The 20,261-nt window shown below is 72.0% G+C and carries 18 protein-coding genes; 14 read left to right on the top strand and 4 right to left on the bottom strand.

From position 1 onward, the window contains the following. Positions 1 to 58 precede the first annotated feature (58 nt). The gene (locus VM840_03125; protein ID HVL80569.1) at positions 59 to 1,315 is read left to right on the top strand and encodes an MFS transporter; all 1,257 of its coding nucleotides are present in this window, start codon (positions 59 to 61) and stop codon (positions 1,313 to 1,315) included. A 231-nt stretch (positions 1,316 to 1,546) separates the two neighbouring features. Here the strand turns inward: VM840_03125 and VM840_03120 are convergent, their stop codons facing one another. Continuing rightward, positions 1,547 to 2,065: a MaoC family dehydratase gene (locus VM840_03120; protein ID HVL80568.1), complete on the bottom strand. Its 519-nt coding sequence runs from the start codon at positions 2,063 to 2,065 to the stop codon at positions 1,547 to 1,549. Positions 2,066 to 2,144: 79 nt separating this feature from the next. Here VM840_03120 and VM840_03115 point away from each other — a divergent pair, with 79 nt between their 5' ends. From VM840_03115 to VM840_03055, 13 genes are all read left to right on the top strand, one after another. After that, positions 2,145 to 3,341, top strand: coding sequence for a CoA transferase (locus VM840_03115; protein HVL80567.1), 1,197 nt, complete (start codon positions 2,145 to 2,147; stop codon positions 3,339 to 3,341). After that, on the top strand, positions 3,338 to 4,630 hold the full coding sequence (locus tag VM840_03110; GenBank protein HVL80566.1) for an MmgE/PrpD family protein: 1,293 nt from the start codon (positions 3,338 to 3,340) through the stop codon (positions 4,628 to 4,630). Before VM840_03115 ends, VM840_03110 begins: the two co-directional genes overlap by 4 nt. Further along, positions 4,627 to 5,118 (top strand): MaoC family dehydratase N-terminal domain-containing protein, encoded by a 492-nt coding sequence (locus tag VM840_03105; GenBank protein HVL80565.1) that lies wholly within the window; start codon positions 4,627 to 4,629, stop codon positions 5,116 to 5,118. The genes VM840_03110 and VM840_03105 overlap by 4 nt, the downstream gene beginning before the upstream one ends. After that, the gene (locus VM840_03100; GenBank protein HVL80564.1) at positions 5,115 to 5,492 is read left to right on the top strand and encodes a MaoC/PaaZ C-terminal domain-containing protein; all 378 of its coding nucleotides are present in this window, start codon (positions 5,115 to 5,117) and stop codon (positions 5,490 to 5,492) included. The genes VM840_03105 and VM840_03100 overlap by 4 nt, the downstream gene beginning before the upstream one ends. Next, complete coding sequence (locus VM840_03095; GenBank protein HVL80563.1) at positions 5,489 to 6,631, top strand: acetyl-CoA acetyltransferase; 1,143 nt, start codon at positions 5,489 to 5,491, stop codon at positions 6,629 to 6,631. Before VM840_03100 ends, VM840_03095 begins: the two co-directional genes overlap by 4 nt. Next, entirely contained in the window at positions 6,628 to 7,023 is a 396-nt protein-coding gene (locus tag VM840_03090; GenBank protein ID HVL80562.1) for a Zn-ribbon domain-containing OB-fold protein, read from the top strand. Before VM840_03095 ends, VM840_03090 begins: the two co-directional genes overlap by 4 nt. After that, positions 7,024 to 8,178, top strand: a complete 1,155-nt coding sequence (locus tag VM840_03085; GenBank protein HVL80561.1) for an acyl-CoA dehydrogenase family protein — start codon at positions 7,024 to 7,026, stop codon at positions 8,176 to 8,178. Continuing rightward, positions 8,175 to 9,011, top strand: a complete 837-nt coding sequence (locus VM840_03080; GenBank protein HVL80560.1) for a CoA ester lyase — start codon at positions 8,175 to 8,177, stop codon at positions 9,009 to 9,011. Before VM840_03085 ends, VM840_03080 begins: the two co-directional genes overlap by 4 nt. 113 nt (positions 9,012 to 9,124) lie before the next feature. After that, entirely contained in the window at positions 9,125 to 10,711 is a 1,587-nt protein-coding gene (locus VM840_03075) for an ABC transporter substrate-binding protein (protein ID HVL80559.1), read from the top strand. A gap of 18 nt (positions 10,712 to 10,729) precedes the next feature. Further along, positions 10,730 to 14,059, top strand: a complete 3,330-nt coding sequence (locus tag VM840_03070; protein ID HVL80558.1) for an ATP-binding cassette domain-containing protein — start codon at positions 10,730 to 10,732, stop codon at positions 14,057 to 14,059. Then, the gene (locus VM840_03065; GenBank protein ID HVL80557.1) at positions 14,056 to 16,278 is read left to right on the top strand and encodes an MFS transporter; all 2,223 of its coding nucleotides are present in this window, start codon (positions 14,056 to 14,058) and stop codon (positions 16,276 to 16,278) included. The genes VM840_03070 and VM840_03065 overlap by 4 nt, the downstream gene beginning before the upstream one ends. A 33-nt stretch (positions 16,279 to 16,311) precedes the next feature. Then, positions 16,312 to 16,776: a hypothetical protein gene (locus VM840_03060; protein ID HVL80556.1), complete on the top strand. Its 465-nt coding sequence runs from the start codon at positions 16,312 to 16,314 to the stop codon at positions 16,774 to 16,776. Beyond that, the gene (locus tag VM840_03055) at positions 16,773 to 17,312 is read left to right on the top strand and encodes a hypothetical protein (protein ID HVL80555.1); all 540 of its coding nucleotides are present in this window, start codon (positions 16,773 to 16,775) and stop codon (positions 17,310 to 17,312) included. The genes VM840_03060 and VM840_03055 overlap by 4 nt, the downstream gene beginning before the upstream one ends. Here VM840_03055 and VM840_03050 read toward each other — a convergent pair. From VM840_03050 to VM840_03040, 3 genes are read right to left on the bottom strand one after another with little or no spacing between them, the layout of a single operon-like run. Continuing rightward, positions 17,276 to 18,811: an AMP-binding protein gene (locus VM840_03050; protein ID HVL80554.1), complete on the bottom strand. Its 1,536-nt coding sequence runs from the start codon at positions 18,809 to 18,811 to the stop codon at positions 17,276 to 17,278. The two genes, VM840_03055 and VM840_03050, sit on opposite strands and share 37 nt — an antisense overlap. Before the next feature lie 2 nt (positions 18,812 to 18,813). After that, positions 18,814 to 19,599: an SDR family oxidoreductase gene (locus VM840_03045; GenBank protein HVL80553.1), complete on the bottom strand. Its 786-nt coding sequence runs from the start codon at positions 19,597 to 19,599 to the stop codon at positions 18,814 to 18,816. A gap of 56 nt (positions 19,600 to 19,655) precedes the next feature. Then, complete coding sequence (locus VM840_03040; GenBank protein HVL80552.1) at positions 19,656 to 20,255, bottom strand: TetR/AcrR family transcriptional regulator; 600 nt, start codon at positions 20,253 to 20,255, stop codon at positions 19,656 to 19,658. Positions 20,256 to 20,261: the final 6 nt, after the last annotated feature.

The raw sequence follows: 20,261 nt of genomic DNA, 5'->3' as shown, positions 1-20,261 counted from the left end.
GGGGGTACCCTGGACGTCTCTCGCGGCCCCCGGGCCGCCCCCGAGCGACCGAGGACCCGTGACCGCGACCGTCGACGCCCCCCAGCGCCTGGCCAACCCGCTCTTCGTGAGGGTCGTCCTGGCCACCTTCGCCTACTTCGTCGCCGTCGGGGCCCTGCTGCCCACCATCCCCCTGTACGTGAGGGGGCCCCTCGGACGGGGAGACGCCGGGGTCGGCATCGCGGTCGCCGCCTTCGCCGTGTCCGCGGTCGTGCTGCGTCCGTTCGCCGGCCGGGCGGGAGACCGGCGGGGCCGCCGTCTGATCATGGTGGGCGGAGCGGGAGCGCTGGCTGCGTCGATCGCCGCGTACACCCTGGCGGACTCGTTGCCCGTCCTCGTCCTCCTGCGCGCCGTCACGGGGGCGGGGGAGGGGTTCTTCTTCGTGGGCGCGGTCGCGGTGGTCAGCGACCTCGCCCCCGATGCCCGGCGGGGAGAGGCGATGTCCTACTTCTCGCTCGGCCTCCATGGCGGGCTCGCGCTCGGACCCGCCTTCGGGGAGACGGTCCTGCGCCTGGCCGGGTTCGACGCGGTCTGGCTCGTGTCCGGCGCATGCGCCGCCCTCGGGGCCGTCCTGTGCATGACCGTGCAGGAGACCCGACCCCCAGCGGCGGCGCTGGCTCAGCGGGCCCGGTTGATAAACCCCTCCGGCGTCCTGCCCGGGACGATCCTCTTCTTCATGATGCTCGGCATAGTCGCCTTCACCGCGTTCCTGCCCCTGTACGCGCGGGAACTGGGCCTCAGGGGCTCGGCCGTCGCCTTCCTGCTCTACAGCGGGATCGTCCTGGTGATCCGCTCCGTGGGAGCCAAGCTCCCGGACATCCTGGGCTACCGGCGCGCGGCCGCGCTCGCGCTGACGGGAGGCATGGTCGGGCTCCTCGTCGTGGCCGGGGTGGGCAACGTCGTGGGTCTCTTCGTCGGCACCGCTCTCTGCGCGATCGGACACGGCCTGGCCTTTCCGGCGCTGATCTCGATGGCGGTGACCTCCTCCCCGGAGGCGGAGCGCGGTTCCGCGGTCGGGACGGTCAGCATGTTCTTCGACGCCGGTTTCGGGTTCGGGGCGGCCGTCTCCGGGCTGCTCGCATCGTGGCTCGGATACCGGGGAGCGTTCGCGGCCGCCGCGGGCGGCGTCTTCATCGGCCTCCTGTTGATCGCGGGATCGAAGCGCGGGTTCGCGGCGGCGTCCCCGCCGGCGGGGACGCCCCACGGAGCCCCGGCGGGGGCCGAAGGAGCGGGGGCCCCGGCGGGGGCCGAGGTGTCCCCCTCGCCGCCCGGCTGACCCCGCCGCTCCACCCGGGGGCTCGGGAGCTCGGGGGCGGGCTCCCGTGCACGTCCCGATCGCCGGTCCGGGACACGCGTCCGCCCGGGTTGGGGGTAGGTGGCGGTCCGTGCGCGGGAGCGGCAGCATGTCGCCGGTCCGGGACACAGGCCGCGCAGGAGAGCCGCGAGGCGAGCCCGTGTGTCCCGGAACGGCGAAGGAACTCGGTCCGTCCGATCGAGGGACGGCCCGTCAGTCGTCGGTCAGCGGCTCCCGCGCCTCGGGGAAGTGCCCCTTGTCCTGGGGGGCGTCGCGCTTGTAGACCATCACCGACCGCTTCCAGGTCAGGCAGACGTCGCCGTCCTGGTTCAGCCCGCGCGTCTTGACGCTCACGATCCCCGCGTACGGCCGGGACCGCGACTCCCGCTTGTCCACCACGAGGCTCTCGGCGTAGAGGGTGTCGCCGACGAAGACCGGGTGGAGCAGCTTGATCTCCTCCCAGCTCAGGTTGGCCATCGCGTTCTGGCTGACGTCGGAGACCGAGATCCCGAGCACGATGGCAACGGTGAGGCCCGAGTTCACGAGGTACTTCCCGAACGTGCTCTTCTCGGCGTAGTGGGCGTTGAAGTGCATCTGGTTCGTGTTCATCGTCAGCAGCGTGAACCAGATGTTGTCCGCCTCGGTGATGGTGCGGCCGAGCGGGTGGCGGTAGACGTCGCCGACCTCGAAGTCCTCGAAGTACCGGCCCGTCCACATCTGCGGCGCGTTCATGTCCGAGAGCATACCGCTGGGCGGTCCAGCGTTCCTCCCACTGGAACAGGCGTCCGGACGGGACTATCCTGGACGGACGATGAAGCCGCTGGGGGATGTCCGCATCGTGGCGCTCGAGCAGTACGGCGCCGGACCGTTCGGCTCCCTGCACCTGGCCGACCTGGGAGCCGAGGTCATCAAGATCGAGGACCCCCGGACGGGCGGCGACGTCGGGCGGTACGTCCCCCCGTTCGCGCAGGGCGAGGACTCACTGTTCTTCGAGACGTTCAACCGCAACAAGCGCTCGCTCAGCCTCGACGTGTCCACCGACGCGGGGCGTGAGGTGCTCGAGGACCTCGTGCGGGTGTCCGACGCCGTCTACTCCAACCTGCGGGGAGACGTCCCGCAGCGGCTGCGCATCACCTACGACGACCTGAAGCACCTGAACCCGGCCATCGTCTGCTGCTCGCTCACCGGGTTCGGGATGACCGGGCCCCGGCGGGCCGAGCCCGGTTACGACTACATCCTGCAGGGCATCGCGGGGTGGATGAGCCTGACCGGGGAGCCCGACGGCCCCCCGGCCAAGTCGGGTCTCTCCCTCGTCGACTACATGGGCGGGATCGTGGCGGCCACGTCCCTGCTCGCCGGTCTGCACGCCGCGCGGCGCGACGGCGTCGGCACCGACTGCGACGTCAGCCTGTTCGACGTCGCGATAGGGATGCTCAGCTACCCGGCCACGTGGCACCTCAACGGGGGGTTCACGCCGGAGCGGCTCTCGCGTTCGGCGCACCCGTCGCTCGTCCCCTTCCAGAACTTCCCGACCGCCGACGGGTGGATCATCGTCGGGTGCGCCAAGGAGAAGTTCTGGCAGCGCCTGGCCGCCGCGATCGGACAGCCCGAGCTCGCCGACGACGACCGGTTCCGCGACTTCGATGCGCGCCGCCGCAACCGCGACGAGCTGATCGCCATCCTCGACGCCGCCTTCCGCGCCCGGCCCGGCGACGAATGGCTCAAGCTCCTCACCGAGGCCGGGGTGCCGTGCGGACCTGTCAACGACGTGGCGCAGGCCCTGGCCGATCCGCAGACCGAGGCGCGCGGGATGCTCGTCACCGTCGAGCACCCGGCCTTCGGCACGGTCACCGAGCCGGCCAGCCCCGTGCGCGTCGGGCCGCCGCCCACCGAGTACCGCCGGGCTCCCACGCGCGGCGAGGACGAGCCCTACGTGCTCACCGAACTCCTCGGCTACGACGAACCGACCGTGACCCGCCTGCGGGAGGCGGGGGCGTTCGGACGATGACCGCCGCCCGACGCATCAGCGAGTGGGCGCTCTCGCTCCACGACGTCCCGCCGGAGGTGGAGGCGAAGGTAACGAGGCACATGCTGGACGGCGTGGGCTGTGCGCTGGCCGCCGTCCGGACGGGCGCCGTCCCGTCGGTCCTTCAGGCCGTCCGGACATCCGACGAAGAGGCTCCCGTCCTCGGCGTCGGACTGCGCGCATCGGCTCCCATGGCCGCGCTCGCCAACGGCGCGCTCGTCCATGCGCTCGATTTCGACGACACGCATCCGGCGGCGCTCGTGCACGCAACCGCCGCCGTCCTGCCCGCCGCGCTCGCCTTCCCTACGGCGTCCGGGCGCGAGGTACTGGCCGCCGCCGCGGCCGGGTACGAGACGGTGGTCCGGCTGGGCGCGGCGGTCCCGCACGGGTTCCACTCCCGCGGCCTGCACGCGACATCGGTCTGTGGCGTCTTCGCGGCCGCCCTGGTCGCCTCCCGCCTGATTGGGCTGGATGCCGAGCGGACCACCCATGCGCTGGGCATCGCCGGGAGCCTGGCCGCCGGATCGCTCGAGTTCCTGCACACCGGCTCCTCGACGAAGCAGCTGCACCCGGGGCTCGCGTCGATGAACGGGATCATGGCCGCGCGCCTGGCGGCGGCCGGGGCGGACGGACCGGACACGATCCTGGAGGGCAAGCACGGCCTGTACCGCTCGTACCTGCAGGCCGAGGTCGACCCGTACGCGCTGACCGCCGACCTCGGATCGCGCTGGGACATGCTCGCCACGTCTATGAAGCCCTACCCGGCGTGCCAGCTCGTCCTTGCGCCGCTCGACGCGCTGCGCACGCTGCTGCCGCTCCCGGACGACGACCTCGTCTTCCGGGTGCCGCCCGGCGCGGTCGAGATCGTCTGCGAGCCGGCTGCGCAGAAGGCCCGGCCCCGGACCCCTTACGAGGCCAGGTTCAGCCTCCCGTTCTGCGCGGCGGTCCTGGCCACCGACGGCGAGCTGACCGTCGACTCGTTGGAGCGGCTGGACCGTCCGGAGGTGGCCGAGCTGGCGGGACGGGTCCGCTACGAGGTGACGTCGTTCGCCGGACCACCGGCCGAGGCTCCCGGCCGGGTCGAGGTCGGCGGTCGCGTGGGCGAGGCTCCCGCGCTGCGCGACCCGTCAGACGCCGAGCTGATCGCGAAGCTGCGCGCGAACGCCGGGGGCCCCGTGGAGCGGCTCGCCGACACGGTGCTCGGGCTCGCGTCGCTCGCTTCGGTGGAGGAGATCTTCGAGGCGGCGCTCGCGCGGGAGCCGGTGGCGTGACTCTGCTCACCGACGAGATCCGCACCCACATCGGGCGCGAGGTCGTCTACACGGCGAACGAGGAGGTCGGACGGGCCGCGATCCGCTACTTCGCGCGCGCGATGGGCGACGACAACCCGCTGTACCGCGACCCCGCGTACGCTCGCGACCACGGGTTCGACGACGTTGTCGCGCCCCCCACCTTCGTCTGCGAGTCGAACCAGTTCGTCGAACTCCCGCCAGACCCCGACGGCTACGCGGGCCACACGTGGGGGCTCCCGGTCGATCACCTGGCCGCGATCAGGGGCGGCAACGCCTACGAGTTCCACCGGCACCTGCGTCCCGACGACCTCGTCACCACGACGTGGCGACTGGTCGACATCACGGAGCGAACCACCTCGGCTGGGGAGGCGATGCTGGTCGTGACCTCTGAGGTCACCTACACAGACGCTTCCGGAGAGCCGATCGCGCGCAACACCGAGACGCTGATCTACAAGGAGCGGAAGTGAAAGCGGGCGACGCGCTCCCGCCGCTCGAGCGGACGATCACGATCGCGGACATGGTGGCCTACGCCGGCGCGACCTGGGACCACCACCGCATGCACTACGACCGGCAGGTCTCCGAAGCCGCCGGGCTCCCGGGTCCGGTCGTGGACGGACAGGCGCTCGGTGCGCTCATGGCCGAGCAACTGATCGACCACCTCGGCCCCCGGGCGTTCATCACCCACCTGAGCTTCCGGTTCCGGTCGATGGTGTTCGCGGGGGAGACCGTCCGGTGCGAGGCCGAGGTGACCGAGGTCGGTGAGGAACACGTGTCGACCGAGCACAAGGTCACGGTCGGGGAACGCGTGGCGGCCACGGGGAGCGCGCGGGTGCGGCTGTGACCGCGTGCATCGTGGGCGTCGCCGAGTCCGACCTCGGAGTGACGGGCCGCACCGCCCTCGACCTGCTGGCCCAGGCCTCGAAGGCGGCCCTGGACGACGCCGGCTTGGCCTTCCCGGACGTCGACGGGCTCTTCACGGCGGGCGTCGGACGGTTCCCGGCCACGCTGGCCGCCGAGTACCTCGGCATCTACCCGACCTGGACCGACTCCACGATGGCCGGCGGCTCCTCCTTCGAGATCTTCGTCTCCCACGCGGCGGCCGCGATAGAGGCCGGGCTCTGCGAGGTCGCGCTGATCTGCTACGGGAGCGACCAGCGCTCGGCCAAGCGGAGAAGGCTGGCCGGCACCCCGGACGACCGGACGCCCGCCGGTCAGTTCGAGACCCCGTACGGACCGCTCAACCCCCTGTCGATGTACGCGCTGGCAGCGCAGCGTCACATGCACGAGTTCGGGACCACGCCCGAGCAGCTCGCCGAGATCGCCGTCGCCGCGCGGGAGTGGGCGCTGCTCAACCCGAAGGCGTACCGCCACGGCGACGGACCTCTCACGGTGGAAGACGTGCTCGCGTCGCCGACGGTCAGCTCGCCCCTGCGCACGCTCGACTGCTGCCTGGTCACCGACGGCGGGGGGGCGGTCGTGATGACCTCGCTCGAGCGGGCCCGCGACCTCTCGGAGACGCCGGTGGTCGTGCTCGGACACGGGGAGTCGAGCACGCACAGCTCGTTCTCGCAGATGCCGGACCTCACCGCGACGGGGGCCTACCTGTCCGGACGCATCGCGTTCGAGAGCAGCGGCACGACGCCTGCGGACATCGACGTCCTCCAGATCTACGACTCGTTCACGATCACCGTGCTGCTCACCCTGGAGGCACTGGGGTTCTGCGAGCGCGGCGAGGGGGGCGCGTTCGCATCGGCCGAGCGGCTCGGTCCAGGCGGCGACCTGGCGATGAACACGTCCGGGGGCGGGCTCTCGTACTGCCACCCGGGCATGCTCGGCATCCTTCTCGTGGTGGAGGCGGTGCGCCAGCTCCGAGGGGAGTGCGGCGCCCGGCAGGTCCCGGACGCGCGGCTCGCGCTCTGCCACGGGACGGGCGGGATCCTGTCCACGCACTCGACCGTCGTCCTGGGGGTGGACCGATGAGCGAGCCGCGCCCGATCGCTCCTCCCGACGCGCTCACCGCACCGTGGTGGGAGGCGACGTCCGAGGAGCGTCTGCTCGTCCAGCGGTGCGGTTCGTGCGGGAACGCACAGCACTACCCGCGCTCCCTATGCACGAAGTGCTGGTCCGCCGACCTCGCATACGTGGAGTCGCCCGGGGAGGGTGAGGTGTACTCCTACACGGTCGTGCACCGGTCCCCCCACCCCGCCTTCGCGGCTCCCTACACGGTCGCGCTCGTCCGGCTAGACGAGGGTCCGGTGATCCTCACCAACATCGTCGGGGGCGAGGTCGGGTGCGGCTCCCGGGTGCGCGTCGTGTGGGAGGACCTGTCCGACGGACGCAAGCTCCCCCTGTTCACACCGGTTGGAGGATAGATGGACTTCGAGCTCTCCGAGGAGCAGCAGCTCTTCCGCAAGGTGATCGCCGACTTCGCGCGCGACCACATCGCACCCGTGGCCCGCGAGTGGGAGCACGACGGCACCTACCCGACGCCGATCGTGGAGAAGATGAAGGAGATGGGCCTGTTCGGGCTCACGGTCCCGGAGGGCTACGGGGGCCTGGGCGTGGACATGGTCTCTCTCGCGCTCGTCTTCGAGGAGATCTCGAAGGCCTGGATGGGGGTGGCCGGCACGATCGGGAGCCACTCGCTCGCGTGCTGGACGATCGACCACCACGGCACCGAGGAGCAGAAGCAGCGTTGGCTCCCGAAGCTCGCCACGGGCGAGATGCGCACGGGGATCGGGCTGACCGAGCCGGGAGCCGGCAGCGACCTGCAGGGCATCACGACCCGCGCGACCCGCGACGGCGACCACTACGTCGTGCGCGGGACGAAGACCTGGATCACCAACGCCCGCCACGCGGCGATCCTGCCCGTGCTCGTGAAGACCGACCCCACCGCCGACCCGCCCCACCGCGGGATGAGCGTGCTGATCGTGGACATGGACGCACCCGGCGTCGAGGTCTCCCGCGACATCGGGAAGCTCGGCTACAAGGGGACCGAGTCGTGCGAGGTGGTGTTGGACGACGTCCGCGTCCCCGCCGACCACCTGCTGGGTGGCGTCGAGGGGCGGGGCCTGCAGCAGGTGCTGTCCGGACTCGAGGTCGGACGGATCAACATCGCGGCCCGCGCGGTCGGGATCGCCCAGGCCGCCCTGGACGCCGCCCTGTCCTACTCCGAGCAGCGCCAGGCGTTCGGACGTCCGATCGCCGATTTCCAGGCCATCCAGCTCAAGCTCGCGGATATGGCCACCGAGGTGCAGGCGGCCCGCCTGCTCACCTGGTGGGCTGCGTCACGATCGGACTCGGGCAAGCGGGCGGACATGGAGGCCGGGATGGCCAAGCTGTTCGCGTCCGAGGTGGCGATCAAGGCCTCGCTCGAGTCGATGCGCATCCACGGCGGGTACGGGTATTCCACCGAGCTCGACATCGAGCGCCTCTACCGCGACGCCCCGCTCATGGCCATCGGCGAGGGGACCAACGACATCCTGCGCACCGTCATCGCCAAGGGGCTGCGGAGGGGGGAGCGTTGAGCGCGCGCTCCTATCTGTACGTGCCGGGCGACCAGCCGGAGAAGCTGGCCAAGGCCGCCGGCCGCGGGGCGGATGCGCTCATCGTCGACCTGGAGGACGCGGTCGCCCCCGAGAACAAGGAGCTCGCCCGTCGGACCGTCCGCGACTGGCTGGGCTCCCGTGGTGCGGACGGCCCCCCCGTGTGGGTGCGCGTGAACTCGGGGCCCACGATGTCGGACGACCTGTCCGCGATCGCCGGACTCGGCTCGGACGGGGTGATGGTGCCGAAGGCGTCCCGCGCGTCGGTGGAGCAGGTGAGGGAGCTGTCCGTGATCGCCCTCATCGAGACGGCGGCCGGACTGGTGGACGCGGTCGGGATAGCGTCCTGTCCGGGGGTGGTGCGGCTCGCCATCGGGGAGGCGGACCTGGCCGTCGAGCTGGGTGTGGAGCCTTCGCCGGGGGAGCCGGAGTTCGCGTACCACCGGGCGCAGGTCGTCCTCGCATCCGCCGCCGCCGGCCTCGACGCGCCCATCGCGCCGGTATCGACCGACTTCCGCGACCTCGATGCGCTGCGGGCGAGCACGCTGGAGCTCCGCCGGATGGGTTTCGGCGCCCGGTCCGCGATCCACCCGGCTCAGGTGCAGCCGATCCACGAGGCGTTCACGCCCTCCCCGGACGAGCTCGCCCGGGCGCGCCGTCTCGTCGAGCTGTTCCACGCGGCGGGAGGCGGGGTGTGCGTGGACGACGAGGGCCGGATGGTCGACGAGCCCGTCGTGCGCGCCGCGAGGCGACTGATCGGCAGGAGCTCCCCGGGCGTTGAAGAAGAGGGTGGAGCAGGAACGGGTTCTTCGTGACGCGACGTCGTTATCTTGACGACGCGATGTCGTGAAGGTACGCTGACGGGAAGGGCGTCGGGCGGCATCATGGAGAGGATGCGCCGGCGAAGCGGGAAGGCGAGCGGTTGCGCTTGACTGAGCCTCTGGGGACGTCGTCGAACCCGAACTACCGCGCGCTGCTCGCCGTCGCCACCGTCGTCGTCTCCCTGGCCTCCCTGACCGCGGCGAAGCGGGTCGTGGTCGACGAGGCGGCGTCGACGTCGCGAGGCGGCTCGACCTCATCCCGCGCCGACGGACTGCTCGCGGACGGGACCAACCCGGCGGACCCGACCGCCGACCCTCTCTCGGGTCCGGGGTCCGGCCGGGGGTCCGTGGCCGGGGGTGCGGTCTCCGCGACCGAGACGGGCCGGCGCGTGGACGGCCCACAGGTCCCGGGGATCAACGCCTCCAACGAGATCGTCCTGACCTACTACTGGAAGGGCGACCGGACCATGACCAGCCCGTACCTGAAGGGCAGCGGGCACGACGGCAACGTCGACGAGGGCAAGGCCTTCATGGGACTGGTCAAGTACATCAACTCGCACGACAACGACGGCACCCGCTTCATGGGTCACCCGATCAAGCTCCACGGCCGGAAGATCCGCGGCGTCGTGCTCGAGGCCGGGCAGTACCCCGACAGCTACGCGTTCACGGCCGAGAAGATCGCGAAGGAGGTGAAGCCGTTCGCGGCGATCGCCGCCCACGGGTCGATCTCCTCCTACATCTGCCCCCGGCTCGCCCAGGCCGGGATCTTCAACCTGAGCACGTACGACCTCGGCGGGTCGCTCTCCCAGCGGACGAACGGCTACTGCGTACCGTCCGGCCTGCCCTGGGAGCGGCAGGTGCAGGCCTCCACCTCCTACCTGACCTGGCATGCAGCGAACACGAAGTACAACAACACCGAGCCGCGGGTCTACGGCGTCATCTACGTGGAGTACCCCGGGCTGGTCGACTCCGCCCCCAAGATGGTCGAACGGCTCCGCGCAGCCGGGCTGAACGTTCCGCCCCGCGCCGTCCGATCGCTCGCCTCCGACCTCGCCACGTCTCAGCAGCAGGCGCCGGGGGTGGTGGCGAGGATGCGCGAGGAGGGTGTGAACACGATCATCATGCCGGACGCCGGCGCCCCGATGAACTTCACCCACGCCGCGCAGACGAACGGGTTCAGCCCGGACTACTTCGTCTGGCCCTGCTCCGGACAGGACACGACGGCGATGGTCCGGCTGTACAACGCGGTGCAGTGGGCGCGCGCCTCGGGCCTCACCTGCTACGACGCCGAGTTCACCCCGGACCTGACGAACGACGACGCCGCCCGCAACGCGGAGTGGTACAAGGCTTACGTCGAGGCGACCGGGGACCGCGACGTCCCGTCGGCCGCCTCGCTCGTCTACGCGGCGCTCGCCCAGGCCGTCTTCGGGATCTCCAACGCCGGACCCAACCTGACACCGGACACCTTCAAAGCGGGGCTCGGCGCCATGCAGCCGTACCGCTACAGCGCCACGAGGGGCAGGACCGACAACCAGTCGAGCCTGCTCCTCGAGATGGGTTCGCCTGACCGGGCCTTCATCGGGGACGTGACCCGCATCCAGTGGTCGGCCTCCGCGCGCAACCCCGGGTCCGCCGCCCCCGGGGCCTACCAGTTCCCGGACCCGAGACGGTACTCGGCCGACACGCGCTTCTAGGACCTCCACGACGCATACATGTCCAGGCTCCCCGTAGGGATCATCGCGCTCGGGCTCGTCCAGGGATCCCTGGCCGCGTTCAACAGCCTCGGCATCGTCATGCTGTGGCGCACGACCCGGGTCGTGAACCTGGCCCAGCCGGCTCTAGGCCTGGTCTCGGGCGTGCTGGTCGGGATGCTCGTCGCGTCCGCGGGCTGGGGCTTCTGGTGGGCGCTCCCGATCGGGCTCGCGCTCGGAGGCGTCCTCGGCCTGCTGGCGGAGCGAGCCGTGCTGGTCCGGCTCCAGGACGTCCCCCGGGTCGTCCTGCTCGTGGCCACGGTCGGGCTCGCCCAGATCTTCGGAGCCGTCCAGGCCGCCCTCCCGTTCATCTTCGGCGGGCGGCTCCCCACCTACACGGTGGAACTCGGGATCTCGATCGAACTGTTCCCCGTCCGCCTCCTCGGGCCACACCTGCTCGCCCTGATCTGCATGCCGCTCGCGTTCTTCGGGCTCTATCACTTCCTCCACCGGAGCCGGTTCGGCCTCGCCGCCTGCGCGCTGGGCCAGGACGCGGAGCGGGCCCGGGCCCTCGGCATCCCGGCCAACGTCGTCCGTGCGGTGGTCTGGGCGATCGCCGGCGTCGTCTCCGCCTTCAGCGGCATCCTCGCCATCCCCGTCCTCGGGTTCAGCCTGGACGCGGGGATGGGGGCCACCGTCCTGCTCCTGGCGCTGACCCCAGCCGTCCTGGCCGGGCTGCGCAGCCTGCCCGGTGCCGTAGCGGCCGCGCTCGGGCTCGGCGTGGCCTACCAGGCCTGCCTGTGGTGGGCCCCCACCGCGGGACTGGCCGACCTCTTCCTCGCCCTCTCCGTCCTGGGCGCGGTGGCGTTGCAGCGCCGACGCTTCGGACGCGAGGCCGCGGCCGGACGGGCCTCCTCGTGGGAGGCGGCCACCACGCCGCGGCCCCTCCCGCACGCGATCTCCACGTCCTTCCCGATCAGGACAGCGGCCGGCCTGGGAGCCGGGCTCGCCGTGGCCGGTGCCGCGCTCGTTCCCGTCTTCCTCTCACCCAGCCAGGACGTCCTGTACGCGACCTCGGCCGCGCTCGCCCTGGGAGCCCTGGCGGTCGCGGCCGCCTGGATGTTCGCGGGCGAGGTGCCGCTCGGACACTGGGGGCTGGCCGGCCTCGGCGCGGCCGTCGCGGCGTTGACGCCGGGTCCGTGGGCTCTGAAGTGCGCGCTGGGCGGGATCGTGCTCGCCGGGTCGGGAGCGGTCCTTGCGCTGGCATCGCGCCGGCAGTCCGGGCTGTCCTTCGCCGTCCTGGGCCTCGCCGCGGCCGCCGCCGCCCCCGTCGCCCTGCTCAGGGTGGGAGGGGGAACCGTGCCCACCGACCCCGGGGTCGTGGGAGCGGTGGGCGGAGGCATCTGCGTCGTCGCCGCGATCGCGCTCTCCCGACTGCGAGCGTCGGTGCTCGGCGCCCGCATGGTGGCGGCCCGCGACGACCCCCAGCGCGCCCCCTGGCTCGGATCGGACCCCACCACGTCGCGGGTGCTCTCGCTCGCGATCTCGGGGGGACTGGCCGGTCTGGCCGGCACGCTCTACCTCGCTTCCACACCGGCGGGGATAGCCCCCGGCGCTTTCGACCCGGGCCGTTCGCTGGAGCTGCTCGCGATGGCCGTCGTGGGCGGGCTCGGCTCCCCGGCCGGCGCCCTGCTCGGCGCGGCCGTCCTCCAGATCGCCCGGTTCGCCCTGCCCGGGCCCTGGGCGATGCTCGCCTCCGGGGCCGGCGTGCTGGTGGTGGTGCTGTTCATGCCGGCCGGGCTCAGCAGGCTGATCGAGGCGGCCCGGTTCCGGTGCGTCCGGCTGATCGTGGGCGACGACGTCGTGCTCGCGCCGGTGAAGGAGCGGGCGTCGGGGCTGGCCCGGTCCGGTCCGCGCGCCTTCGCGGGAGCCGGCCCCACCGACGGCACCGGACCCCGCATCGCGGGCAGTGACACGAGGGAGGCGGCCGCCGCGCCGTCCGTGCGGGCCGCGGCCACCGCCGCTGCGCTGGGATCGGCCCCCGCCTGGGCGGCCGTCTTCGGGCTCCCCGCCGCATGGGGGGCCTACCTCGGGCTCCCCTCCGCGGCCCGGCCGTGGGCCGTCGTGGCTGGTGCCGTGCTCGCCGTCGGCTCCGCGGTGGTCGGCTGGAGGCTCTCCCCGATCCTGTTCCCCGGCCCGTCCAGGGTCGGGGCGGGACTGCTCGCCGCGTCCGGCATCGGGGCGCTCGCGCTCGCCGTCGCCGTGACTGGCGACCCGGAGGCGGGCGCCCTAGGGCTGATCGCTGTCGCGGTGCTCGGGGGGTGGCTGTCCGGACAGGCGGCCCGGCTCGCCGCGTCGGCCTGCGTCCCGGGGGTGCGGTCCGCCGCGTCGGGCGTGGTCGTGATGGGAGCCCTGCTCGGGACGATCCCGGCCGGCCACCTCGGACTCGTCGCCGCAGGCAGCGGGATGCGCCGGGCCGCGGGCTGGACCGTCGTCTACGCGGCCCTGGCCGTCTTCTGGCTCGTCCGGACGCACCGCGCCCTGCCGCACGACCGCCGCCGCATGCGCGCCCGGACCGCGGCCCGGCCCGCGGCCGGCCCCGTGGTCGAGGACGGAGAGCCCTGCCCCGCCCTCGTCCTGGACGGGGTCGGCGCGACCTTCGGTCTGACCACGATCCTGAGGTCGGCCACGCTCACCGCCTCGTCGGGTGAGCTGGTCGCGCTCGTCGGGGGCAACGGGGCGGGCAAGTCGACGCTCCTGCGGCTGGCCGCCGGCCTGATCGTCTCCGACTCCGGACGGGTTCTCGTGGCGGGTGAGGACGTCACGACCCTGCGCCCCGAGGAACGGGCCGGCGTGGGCCTGGCCTTCGTCTCGGGAGCCCGACCCGTCTTCCCCGATCTCACCGTGCTCGAGAACCTGAGGGTCGCCGCCTTCCGCACCCATCCGACCGGCAGCTCGTTCTCAGCAGCGACCGATGCCGTGCTCGATCTCGTCCCGGCCCTGGCGCATCGGCGCTCGTCCAAGGTGGGCGTGCTCAGCGGGGGGGAGCAGCGCCTCCTCGCCGTCGCGCAGACCCTGTACCGGCGGCCGGTCGCCCTGCTGGCCGACGAGCTCACGCTCGGTCTGGACGTCGAGGCGCGCCACGCCGTCCTGGACATGCTGCGGATGCTGGCCGACGACGGGGTCGCGGTCGTCGTGGTGGACCACGACCTGCCCGCGCTCCTGCCGCGTTCGGACCGGGCCGCCCTCGTCGCGCAGGGCGTGGTCCGCGACTTCGACGACCCGCTGGCCCTGCTGGAGCGGAGGTCGGACCTCCTGCCCGCCACCTTCCTAGCCGGGGTCAGCGGATGAGCGTGCTCGAGCTGCGCGAAGTCGTCGTCGAGATCGGCGACGCGCGCCTGCTCGACGGGGTCACCCTCGAGATAGCGCCGGGCCGGGTCTGCGCCCTGGTCGGCGCCAACGGAGCGGGCAAGACGACCCTGCTCGACGCCGTATGCGGCGAGATCGCATCCACCGCCGGCGAGGTGCTCGTGGACGGACGGCCGGTCACCCGCCGGGTGGGCACCGCGCCCCCGCGCGACGTGGGCCGCGTGTTCCAGGGCTCCCCGCTGCCGGAGACGCTCACGGTCTCCGAGGTGGCCGTGCTGGCCACGGGGGACAGGGGGGCGGCGGACCGGCTCATGGGGCGGTTCGGGCTCCGGGTCCACGCCACGACCTTCGTGGCCGAGCTCTCCACCGGGATGCGGCGCATCCTCGACCTGGCCGTGGCCGCCGCCCGGGAGCCGAGGCTGCTCATCCTGGATGAGCCCGCCTCCGGGCTGGCTCCCTCCGAGGTGGACGAGCTGGCGGCCATCCTGCTGCGCTGGCGCGACGAGACGGGCGGGTCGATCCTGATCGTGGAGCACGACACGGGCTTGTTGAGACGGGTGGCCGACGAGGTCGTCGTCCTCAACGCGGGCCAGGTCATCGGGACGGGCTCCCCGGAGGAGATGCTCGGGGGACACGCCGCCGCCCGGCTGCGCGTGCGCAACCCGGCCGACGAAGGGTTCAAGGACGCGCTGGCCCGGGTGGCGTCCGACGCCGAGCCCCCCGCCCCCCCGGTGAAGCGGACCGTCTCCACCTGGACGCTCATGCGGCTCGGGCTGCGCGAGTTCGCGGCCGGGATGTCCGCCGTGCTGATTCTCGGCGTCCTGAACCGGGTGATGAAGGTGGAGCTGGGCATCAGCCTGCTCGTGGTCGCGGCCGTCCTCGCCTCGTACAACCTGGCTGCGCCGATCGCGCTGCCGATCGGACACATGTCCGACCACCGCCCGATCCTCGGGCGTCGCCGCGGACCCTACATCGTCGGGGGAGCCTGCCTGGCCGGGTTCGCCGTGGCGCTGGCCCCCTACGTCGGGGACATGCTCCAGCGGGGCATAACCCCGTTCTCCGTCCTGGTCGGCGTCCTGTTGTTCACGGTCATGGGGGTCGGGATGTACGGGGCGGGTTCGGTCTACTTCGCGCTGCTGGCCGATATGGTGCCGCCCGCCGAGCGAGGACACGCTGCCTCGATCGTGTACTTCGAGCTGATGGCCGGGATCTTCGCCGGCGTCGCGCTCACCGGGAGCGTGCTCGACGACGACGCGTCGGGGATCAAGACGCTCTTCGCGCTGGCCGGGGTGCTCATCGTGGCGTTCACCTCGGTCGCCGTCTGGGGTCAGGAGCGCAAGGCGCTCGAGCGGGGTCCGTACGAGCCCGACCCCGCCGGGCACGTCCGGTTCCGAGACGCGGTCGGCTCGATAGCCCGCATGTCGCAGGCCCGGCGGTTCTTCGTCTTCATGATCGCTGCCACCCTCTTCCTGTTCCTGCAGCAGGCCGTCCTGGAGCCCTTCGGCGGCGAGGTGCTCGGCCTCAACGTCCGCCAGACGAGCGCGTTCAACGGGATGATGACCGCCGGCATCCTGCTCGGCATGTGGATCGGGGGTCGGCCGGTCGCGGAGCGGTGGGGGTACATGCGGCTCGCCCGGATCGGTCTGGTGGGCTCGGTCTTCTCGTTCGCCTTCCTCACCTTCGCCGCGGCCACCGCGAGCGCTCCGCCGAGCTGGATCTCGATCTTCGGCATCGGGGTGGCCATGGGTCTCTTCAACGTCGCCGCGCTCGCGCTGATGATGGGCATGGCGGACGCCAAGCGGACGGCGCTGTTCATGGGGGCCTGGACGATGGCCCATTCACTGGCGGACGGGGCGGCCGTGGCCGGAGGCGGGCTCATCTTCGAGGTCGCCCACCGCGTCCTGGACAGCGTCCCCGGCGGGTATGCCACCGTCTTCGCGATCGAGGCCGTCGGTCTCGCCTGCTGCATACCGCTGCTGAGCGGGATCGATCCGCGCCGGTTCGCGCAGGAGGCCGGGCTCGAGGAGGCAACGATCGCCGCCCCGGTGGCCGTGCCCGCCCCGGTCGAGCCCGTGCCCGTGGAGGCGGCGAGCGCGAACGGACGTCCTTCGACGCCGCGACGGCAGAAGGCCGCTGCGGCGAAGGGCTCCGGCTCCAGAGGGAAGACGCCCAGCAGGAAGCCCGCGCGCCGGGTCGAATAACCGCACCACAAGCGTCGAAGGGAGATGGCAACGATGCAGCTCGGTCGCCGGACACTCGCCACCACCACCGGACTCGTCCTGTCGCTCGGGATCGCGCTCGCCCCCGCCGCGGGAGCCGAACGCTGCGACACCTGGTACAGGCACGGTCACGACCCGGACGGCAACCGCCGCAGCTGGGACCACTCCTCGCCCGAGCTCGACCAGAACCACGGCGTCGTCTACGTGCACAACCACACCGGGCACTACGTGGTCCGCGGCCAAGGCTGGTACGTCGAGGTCGTCGGAGGCGGCTACTACGACGGCGGAGGCACCGGGTACACGAACCAGGGTGGGTACGTCCAGGCCGGACTCTTCCCGGGCGCCCTCGGTGTCCCGGTCGACGGCGACGTGAACGCGAACGTCAACGTGTTCGCGAGCGGCAAGCAAGGTGGTTGCGTGAGCGTGCTGGGCAACAAGGTGGGCGACCCGGGGCAGGACCCCGACATCCGCAACCGATGAACATCGTGCGCCGGCTGCTGCTCATCTCGCTCGTCTCATCCGTGGCCGTGCTCGCCCCGTCCTCACCGGCGTCGTCGTGCACACCGGGGGCCCGGGTGGCGACGGTCAACGAGGCGCACGCCACCCTCGGCGACGTGAAGGTCGCGATGTGGGAGACGACGCCGTACGACGCCTGCGCGAGCGGGGTCGCCGAGGGAGAGGTCTTCCGTCGCCTCCTCGTTACGCGTGGCGGCGAGGTCCTCTGCGACCGCCGCGACGTCGACCCGTCGTTCGACCCGTTCCTGTTCGGGGCCGGCTTGCGCACGGTCGACCCGGGGGACGATTGCGGCGTCCACGTCAGCATGTCCTCGATCAACAACCCGATCCTGCCGGACACGGTGGGCCTGTTCCCACCGTCGATCTCGGCCAGCACGCGCCGGACGACCCCCGCCGAGGGGCACGTCTGGTACACGGTCGGCGGGGTGAAGGTGGTCGGGGAGCCTGCGGTCGACCCGAACGCCTACTCGGTGCGCGGGGTCTCCGTCCGCTCGCTCTGACGCTCCCGCAGCTCCCGCTTCAGGATCTTCCCGGCTGCGTTGCGCGGTAGGGCGTCGACCATCTCGTAGCGGCGGGGGACCTTGAAGCCGGCGAGCGTCCCGCGGCAGTGCCGGTCCAGGTCGGCGGGGTCGGCATCGGGCGCGACCACGAACGCCGTCACCTCCTCGCCCCACGTCTCGGATGGGAGCCCGACCACCGCGCAGTCCCTCACGTGGGGGTGCCGGAACAGGACGTCCTCGACCTCGCGCGGGTAGACGTTCACCCCGCCCGTGATGATCATGTCCTTCGTGCGGTCGACGATGTAGATGTAGCCGTCCTCGTCGAGGTTCACGACGTCGCCGGAGGTGAGGAAGCCGTCCGGGGTCGTGCAGGCCTCGGTGGCGTCCGGGTCGTGCAGGTAGCCGTTCATGAGGAACGGGGACCGGCTGTACAGCTCGCCCGTGCAAGGAGCGGACAGCAGGTTGCCGTCCGGGTCGACCACCCTGATCTCGGTCATGTACCAGGGGGGGCCGACCGAACCCGGCTTCCGCAGGACATCGGCGGGCCGGCAGTTCGAGACGATCCCCGCCTCGGTCGAGCCGTACAGCTCGTGCAGGCCGACCCCCGGGAAGGCTTCGGACACCCACAGCTTCAAGGGGTGGGGCATGGGGGCGGCGTTGAAGTAGAGCGTCCGCAGGTCCGGGAGCCTGGGGGGCTGCTCGGCGTGGGCGCGGATCATCTGCGCGTGCGTGGGGACCAGGAAGACCGACTGGGCCCGGCTCCCGGCCGCCATGTGCAGGAACGCCTCCGGGTCGAACGAGCGCAGCATCCACAGCTCGCCTCCCGTGTGCAGGGCGCCGTACCCGAAGGCGAACCCGGCTCCGTGGTACATGGGGGCGACCGCGATCGTGGGGCGCCCCGGTCCGAGCCCCCACTCGAGCGCCGTGCAGTAGAAGGTGAGCGACCGGGAGCGGTGGCTGATCACCACCCCCTTGGGCTTCCCGGTCGTCCCCGAGGTGTAGGCGACGCAGAAGGGGTCGGTCTCTTCGGTCTCGATCCCGGCATCGTTCGCTGACGCGTCGCCCAGCGCGTCCTCGTAGGACGGCCCGAGCGACGTGCCGTCGATCGACAGCACGTGCTTGCCTGCCGAGGCGTCGGCCGCTATCGCGGAGAGCGCCTCGTCGACGACCAGGGCCTGCGCCTCGGAGTGTCCGACGATGTACTCGACCTCGGGAGCGGTCAGGCGCGGGTTGACGGGGACCATGACCATCCCGACCCGGGCGATCCCGGCCGCCACCTCGGGGTACTCGAGACGGTTGCCCAGCACGACCGCCACGCGGGAGCCGGCGGACAGCCCGGCTCCCAGCAGGTGGTTGCCGAGACGGCGGGCTCTCTCGTCCAGCGCCGCGTAGGTGAGGGCGCGGTCTCCGTCGACCACGGCCGTCGCGCCCGGCGTGGCGACCGCGAACTCGCGGATGCCGTCCGCGATGTTGAGCTGCGCGCCGCCGCGCCTGATCATCGTCAGCTGGTGACGAGCGCGGCCCGGGTCTCCTCGACCGGTCGGCTGTTGAACTCGCGGCCGACGACGAACGCTCCGTTGACGTCGCGCGAGTCGTCCGAGGCGAGCCAGATCGCGGCCGGGACGATCACGTCGGGAGGTTGATGGGGGACGCGCTCCCGCATCTGCGGCGGCATCTTGTTCGGGCCGAACAGATGGGTGTCGACCATGCCCCCGGGGGTGAGGCAGTTCACGCGCACGCCCTGATCGGCCATCTCCTTCGAGGCGATCGTCGTCATCGTGTCGATCGTCGCCTTGCTCACGGCGTAGAACCCCATGCCGGCCATGGCCAGGCGTCCTGTCTCCGAACCCACGTTGATGAAGCTCGATCCCTCCTTCATGGCCGGGAGGGCCGCCTTCATGCACAACCACGTCCCGATGGTGTTCAGCTCGAACAACCGCTCGACGATCTCGCGCGGGTAGGTGGTGAGGTGTCCGAAGCGCTCCTCGGTCCAGGTCAGGTAGGAGGCGCCCGCGTTCGCGACGAAGGTGTCGATCCGTCCGAACGCGGACAGGGTCTCGTCCACGAGGTGCTGGACCTGCTCCTCGGAGGTGATGTCGGTCGGCACCACCTTCACGTCCCCCGCGCCCGCCTCCCGGCACGCGTCCGCGACGCGCTCGAGGTCGGGAACCGTTCGGGCAGCCAGGACGAGCGTGGCGTTCTCGCTCGCGAAACCCAACGCCATCGCCTCGCCGAGTCCCCGGCTGGCGCCGGTGACAACGATCACCTTGTCTCGCAGAGCCCCCATGACCGACCCCCTGCTCCCGTGTTTCGCGACATTATGTCACGAACCGGGGAGGCCGGTTACGCGGGAGCGCCGAGGGCGCGGAGAAGGAACGAGGAGACCCTCTCGGCCGCGTCGCCGACATCGTGGGTGCCTTGGGCGATCGGGATGCGCTCGGCTCCCACGCAGGCCATCACCATCGGGCCCATCTCCTCCGGTGCGCCGCCCTTGAACTCGCCGCTGGAGAACCCCTCCTGCAGGATCCCGGTCAGCACCCGCTCCACGGGCTCGATGTGCTCGTGGAAGCGGCTGTACGTCTCCGGCCGCAGGAACTGCATGACCTCCTGTCCGGGCGGCAGGTGGCGGGCGGCGAACGCCTCCAGCTGCAGACGGACGAACGCGCGGAGCTTGTCAGAGACCGAGTCCGCGTCCTGCAGCTCCCGCTCGAACGACTCCATCGTCCGCTGGACCTCGCGATGGGTCCAGGCGAACAGCAAGGCCTCCCGGTCCGGGAAGTAGTTGTAGATGGCGGTCCGGGCGAGCCCGGCCTTCGCGGCCACGTCCGCCAGCGAGAGCCCCTCGTACCCGCGGGTCATCACCAGCTCCCCCCACGCGTCGAGCAGTCGGTCGATCGTCTCCGCCCGATGCTCGTGAAGGGTCGCCGCAGAGATCTTGGGCATCCGACC

The organism is Actinomycetota bacterium, from assembly GCA_035540895.1.
GTDB lineage: Bacteria > Actinomycetota > JAICYB01 > JAICYB01 > JAICYB01 > DATLFR01.
This window is presented reverse-complemented; position numbering and strand designations above follow the sequence as displayed.

Bases quoted from the DNA above. Each gene is read 5' to 3' on its own strand.
- VM840_03120 (HVL80568.1), bottom strand. From the start codon at position 2,065: ATGAACGCGCCGCAGATGTGGACGGGCCGGTACTTCGAGGACTTCGAG.
- VM840_03115 (HVL80567.1), top strand. From the start codon at position 2,145: ATGAAGCCGCTGGGGGATGTCCGCATCGTGGCGCTCGAGCAGTACGGC.
- VM840_03110 (HVL80566.1), top strand. From the start codon at position 3,338: ATGACCGCCGCCCGACGCATCAGCGAGTGGGCGCTCTCGCTCCACGAC.
- VM840_03090 (HVL80562.1), top strand. From the start codon at position 6,628: ATGAGCGAGCCGCGCCCGATCGCTCCTCCCGACGCGCTCACCGCACCG.
- VM840_03085 (HVL80561.1), top strand. From the start codon at position 7,024: ATGGACTTCGAGCTCTCCGAGGAGCAGCAGCTCTTCCGCAAGGTGATC.
- VM840_03070 (HVL80558.1), top strand. From the start codon at position 10,730: ATGTCCAGGCTCCCCGTAGGGATCATCGCGCTCGGGCTCGTCCAGGGA.
- VM840_03065 (HVL80557.1), top strand. From the start codon at position 14,056: ATGAGCGTGCTCGAGCTGCGCGAAGTCGTCGTCGAGATCGGCGACGCG.
- VM840_03060 (HVL80556.1), top strand. From the start codon at position 16,312: ATGCAGCTCGGTCGCCGGACACTCGCCACCACCACCGGACTCGTCCTG.
- VM840_03055 (HVL80555.1), top strand. From the start codon at position 16,773: ATGAACATCGTGCGCCGGCTGCTGCTCATCTCGCTCGTCTCATCCGTG.
- VM840_03050 (HVL80554.1), bottom strand. From the start codon at position 18,811: ATGATCAGGCGCGGCGGCGCGCAGCTCAACATCGCGGACGGCATCCGC.
- VM840_03045 (HVL80553.1), bottom strand. From the start codon at position 19,599: ATGGGGGCTCTGCGAGACAAGGTGATCGTTGTCACCGGCGCCAGCCGG.
- VM840_03040 (HVL80552.1), bottom strand. From the start codon at position 20,255: ATGCCCAAGATCTCTGCGGCGACCCTTCACGAGCATCGGGCGGAGACG.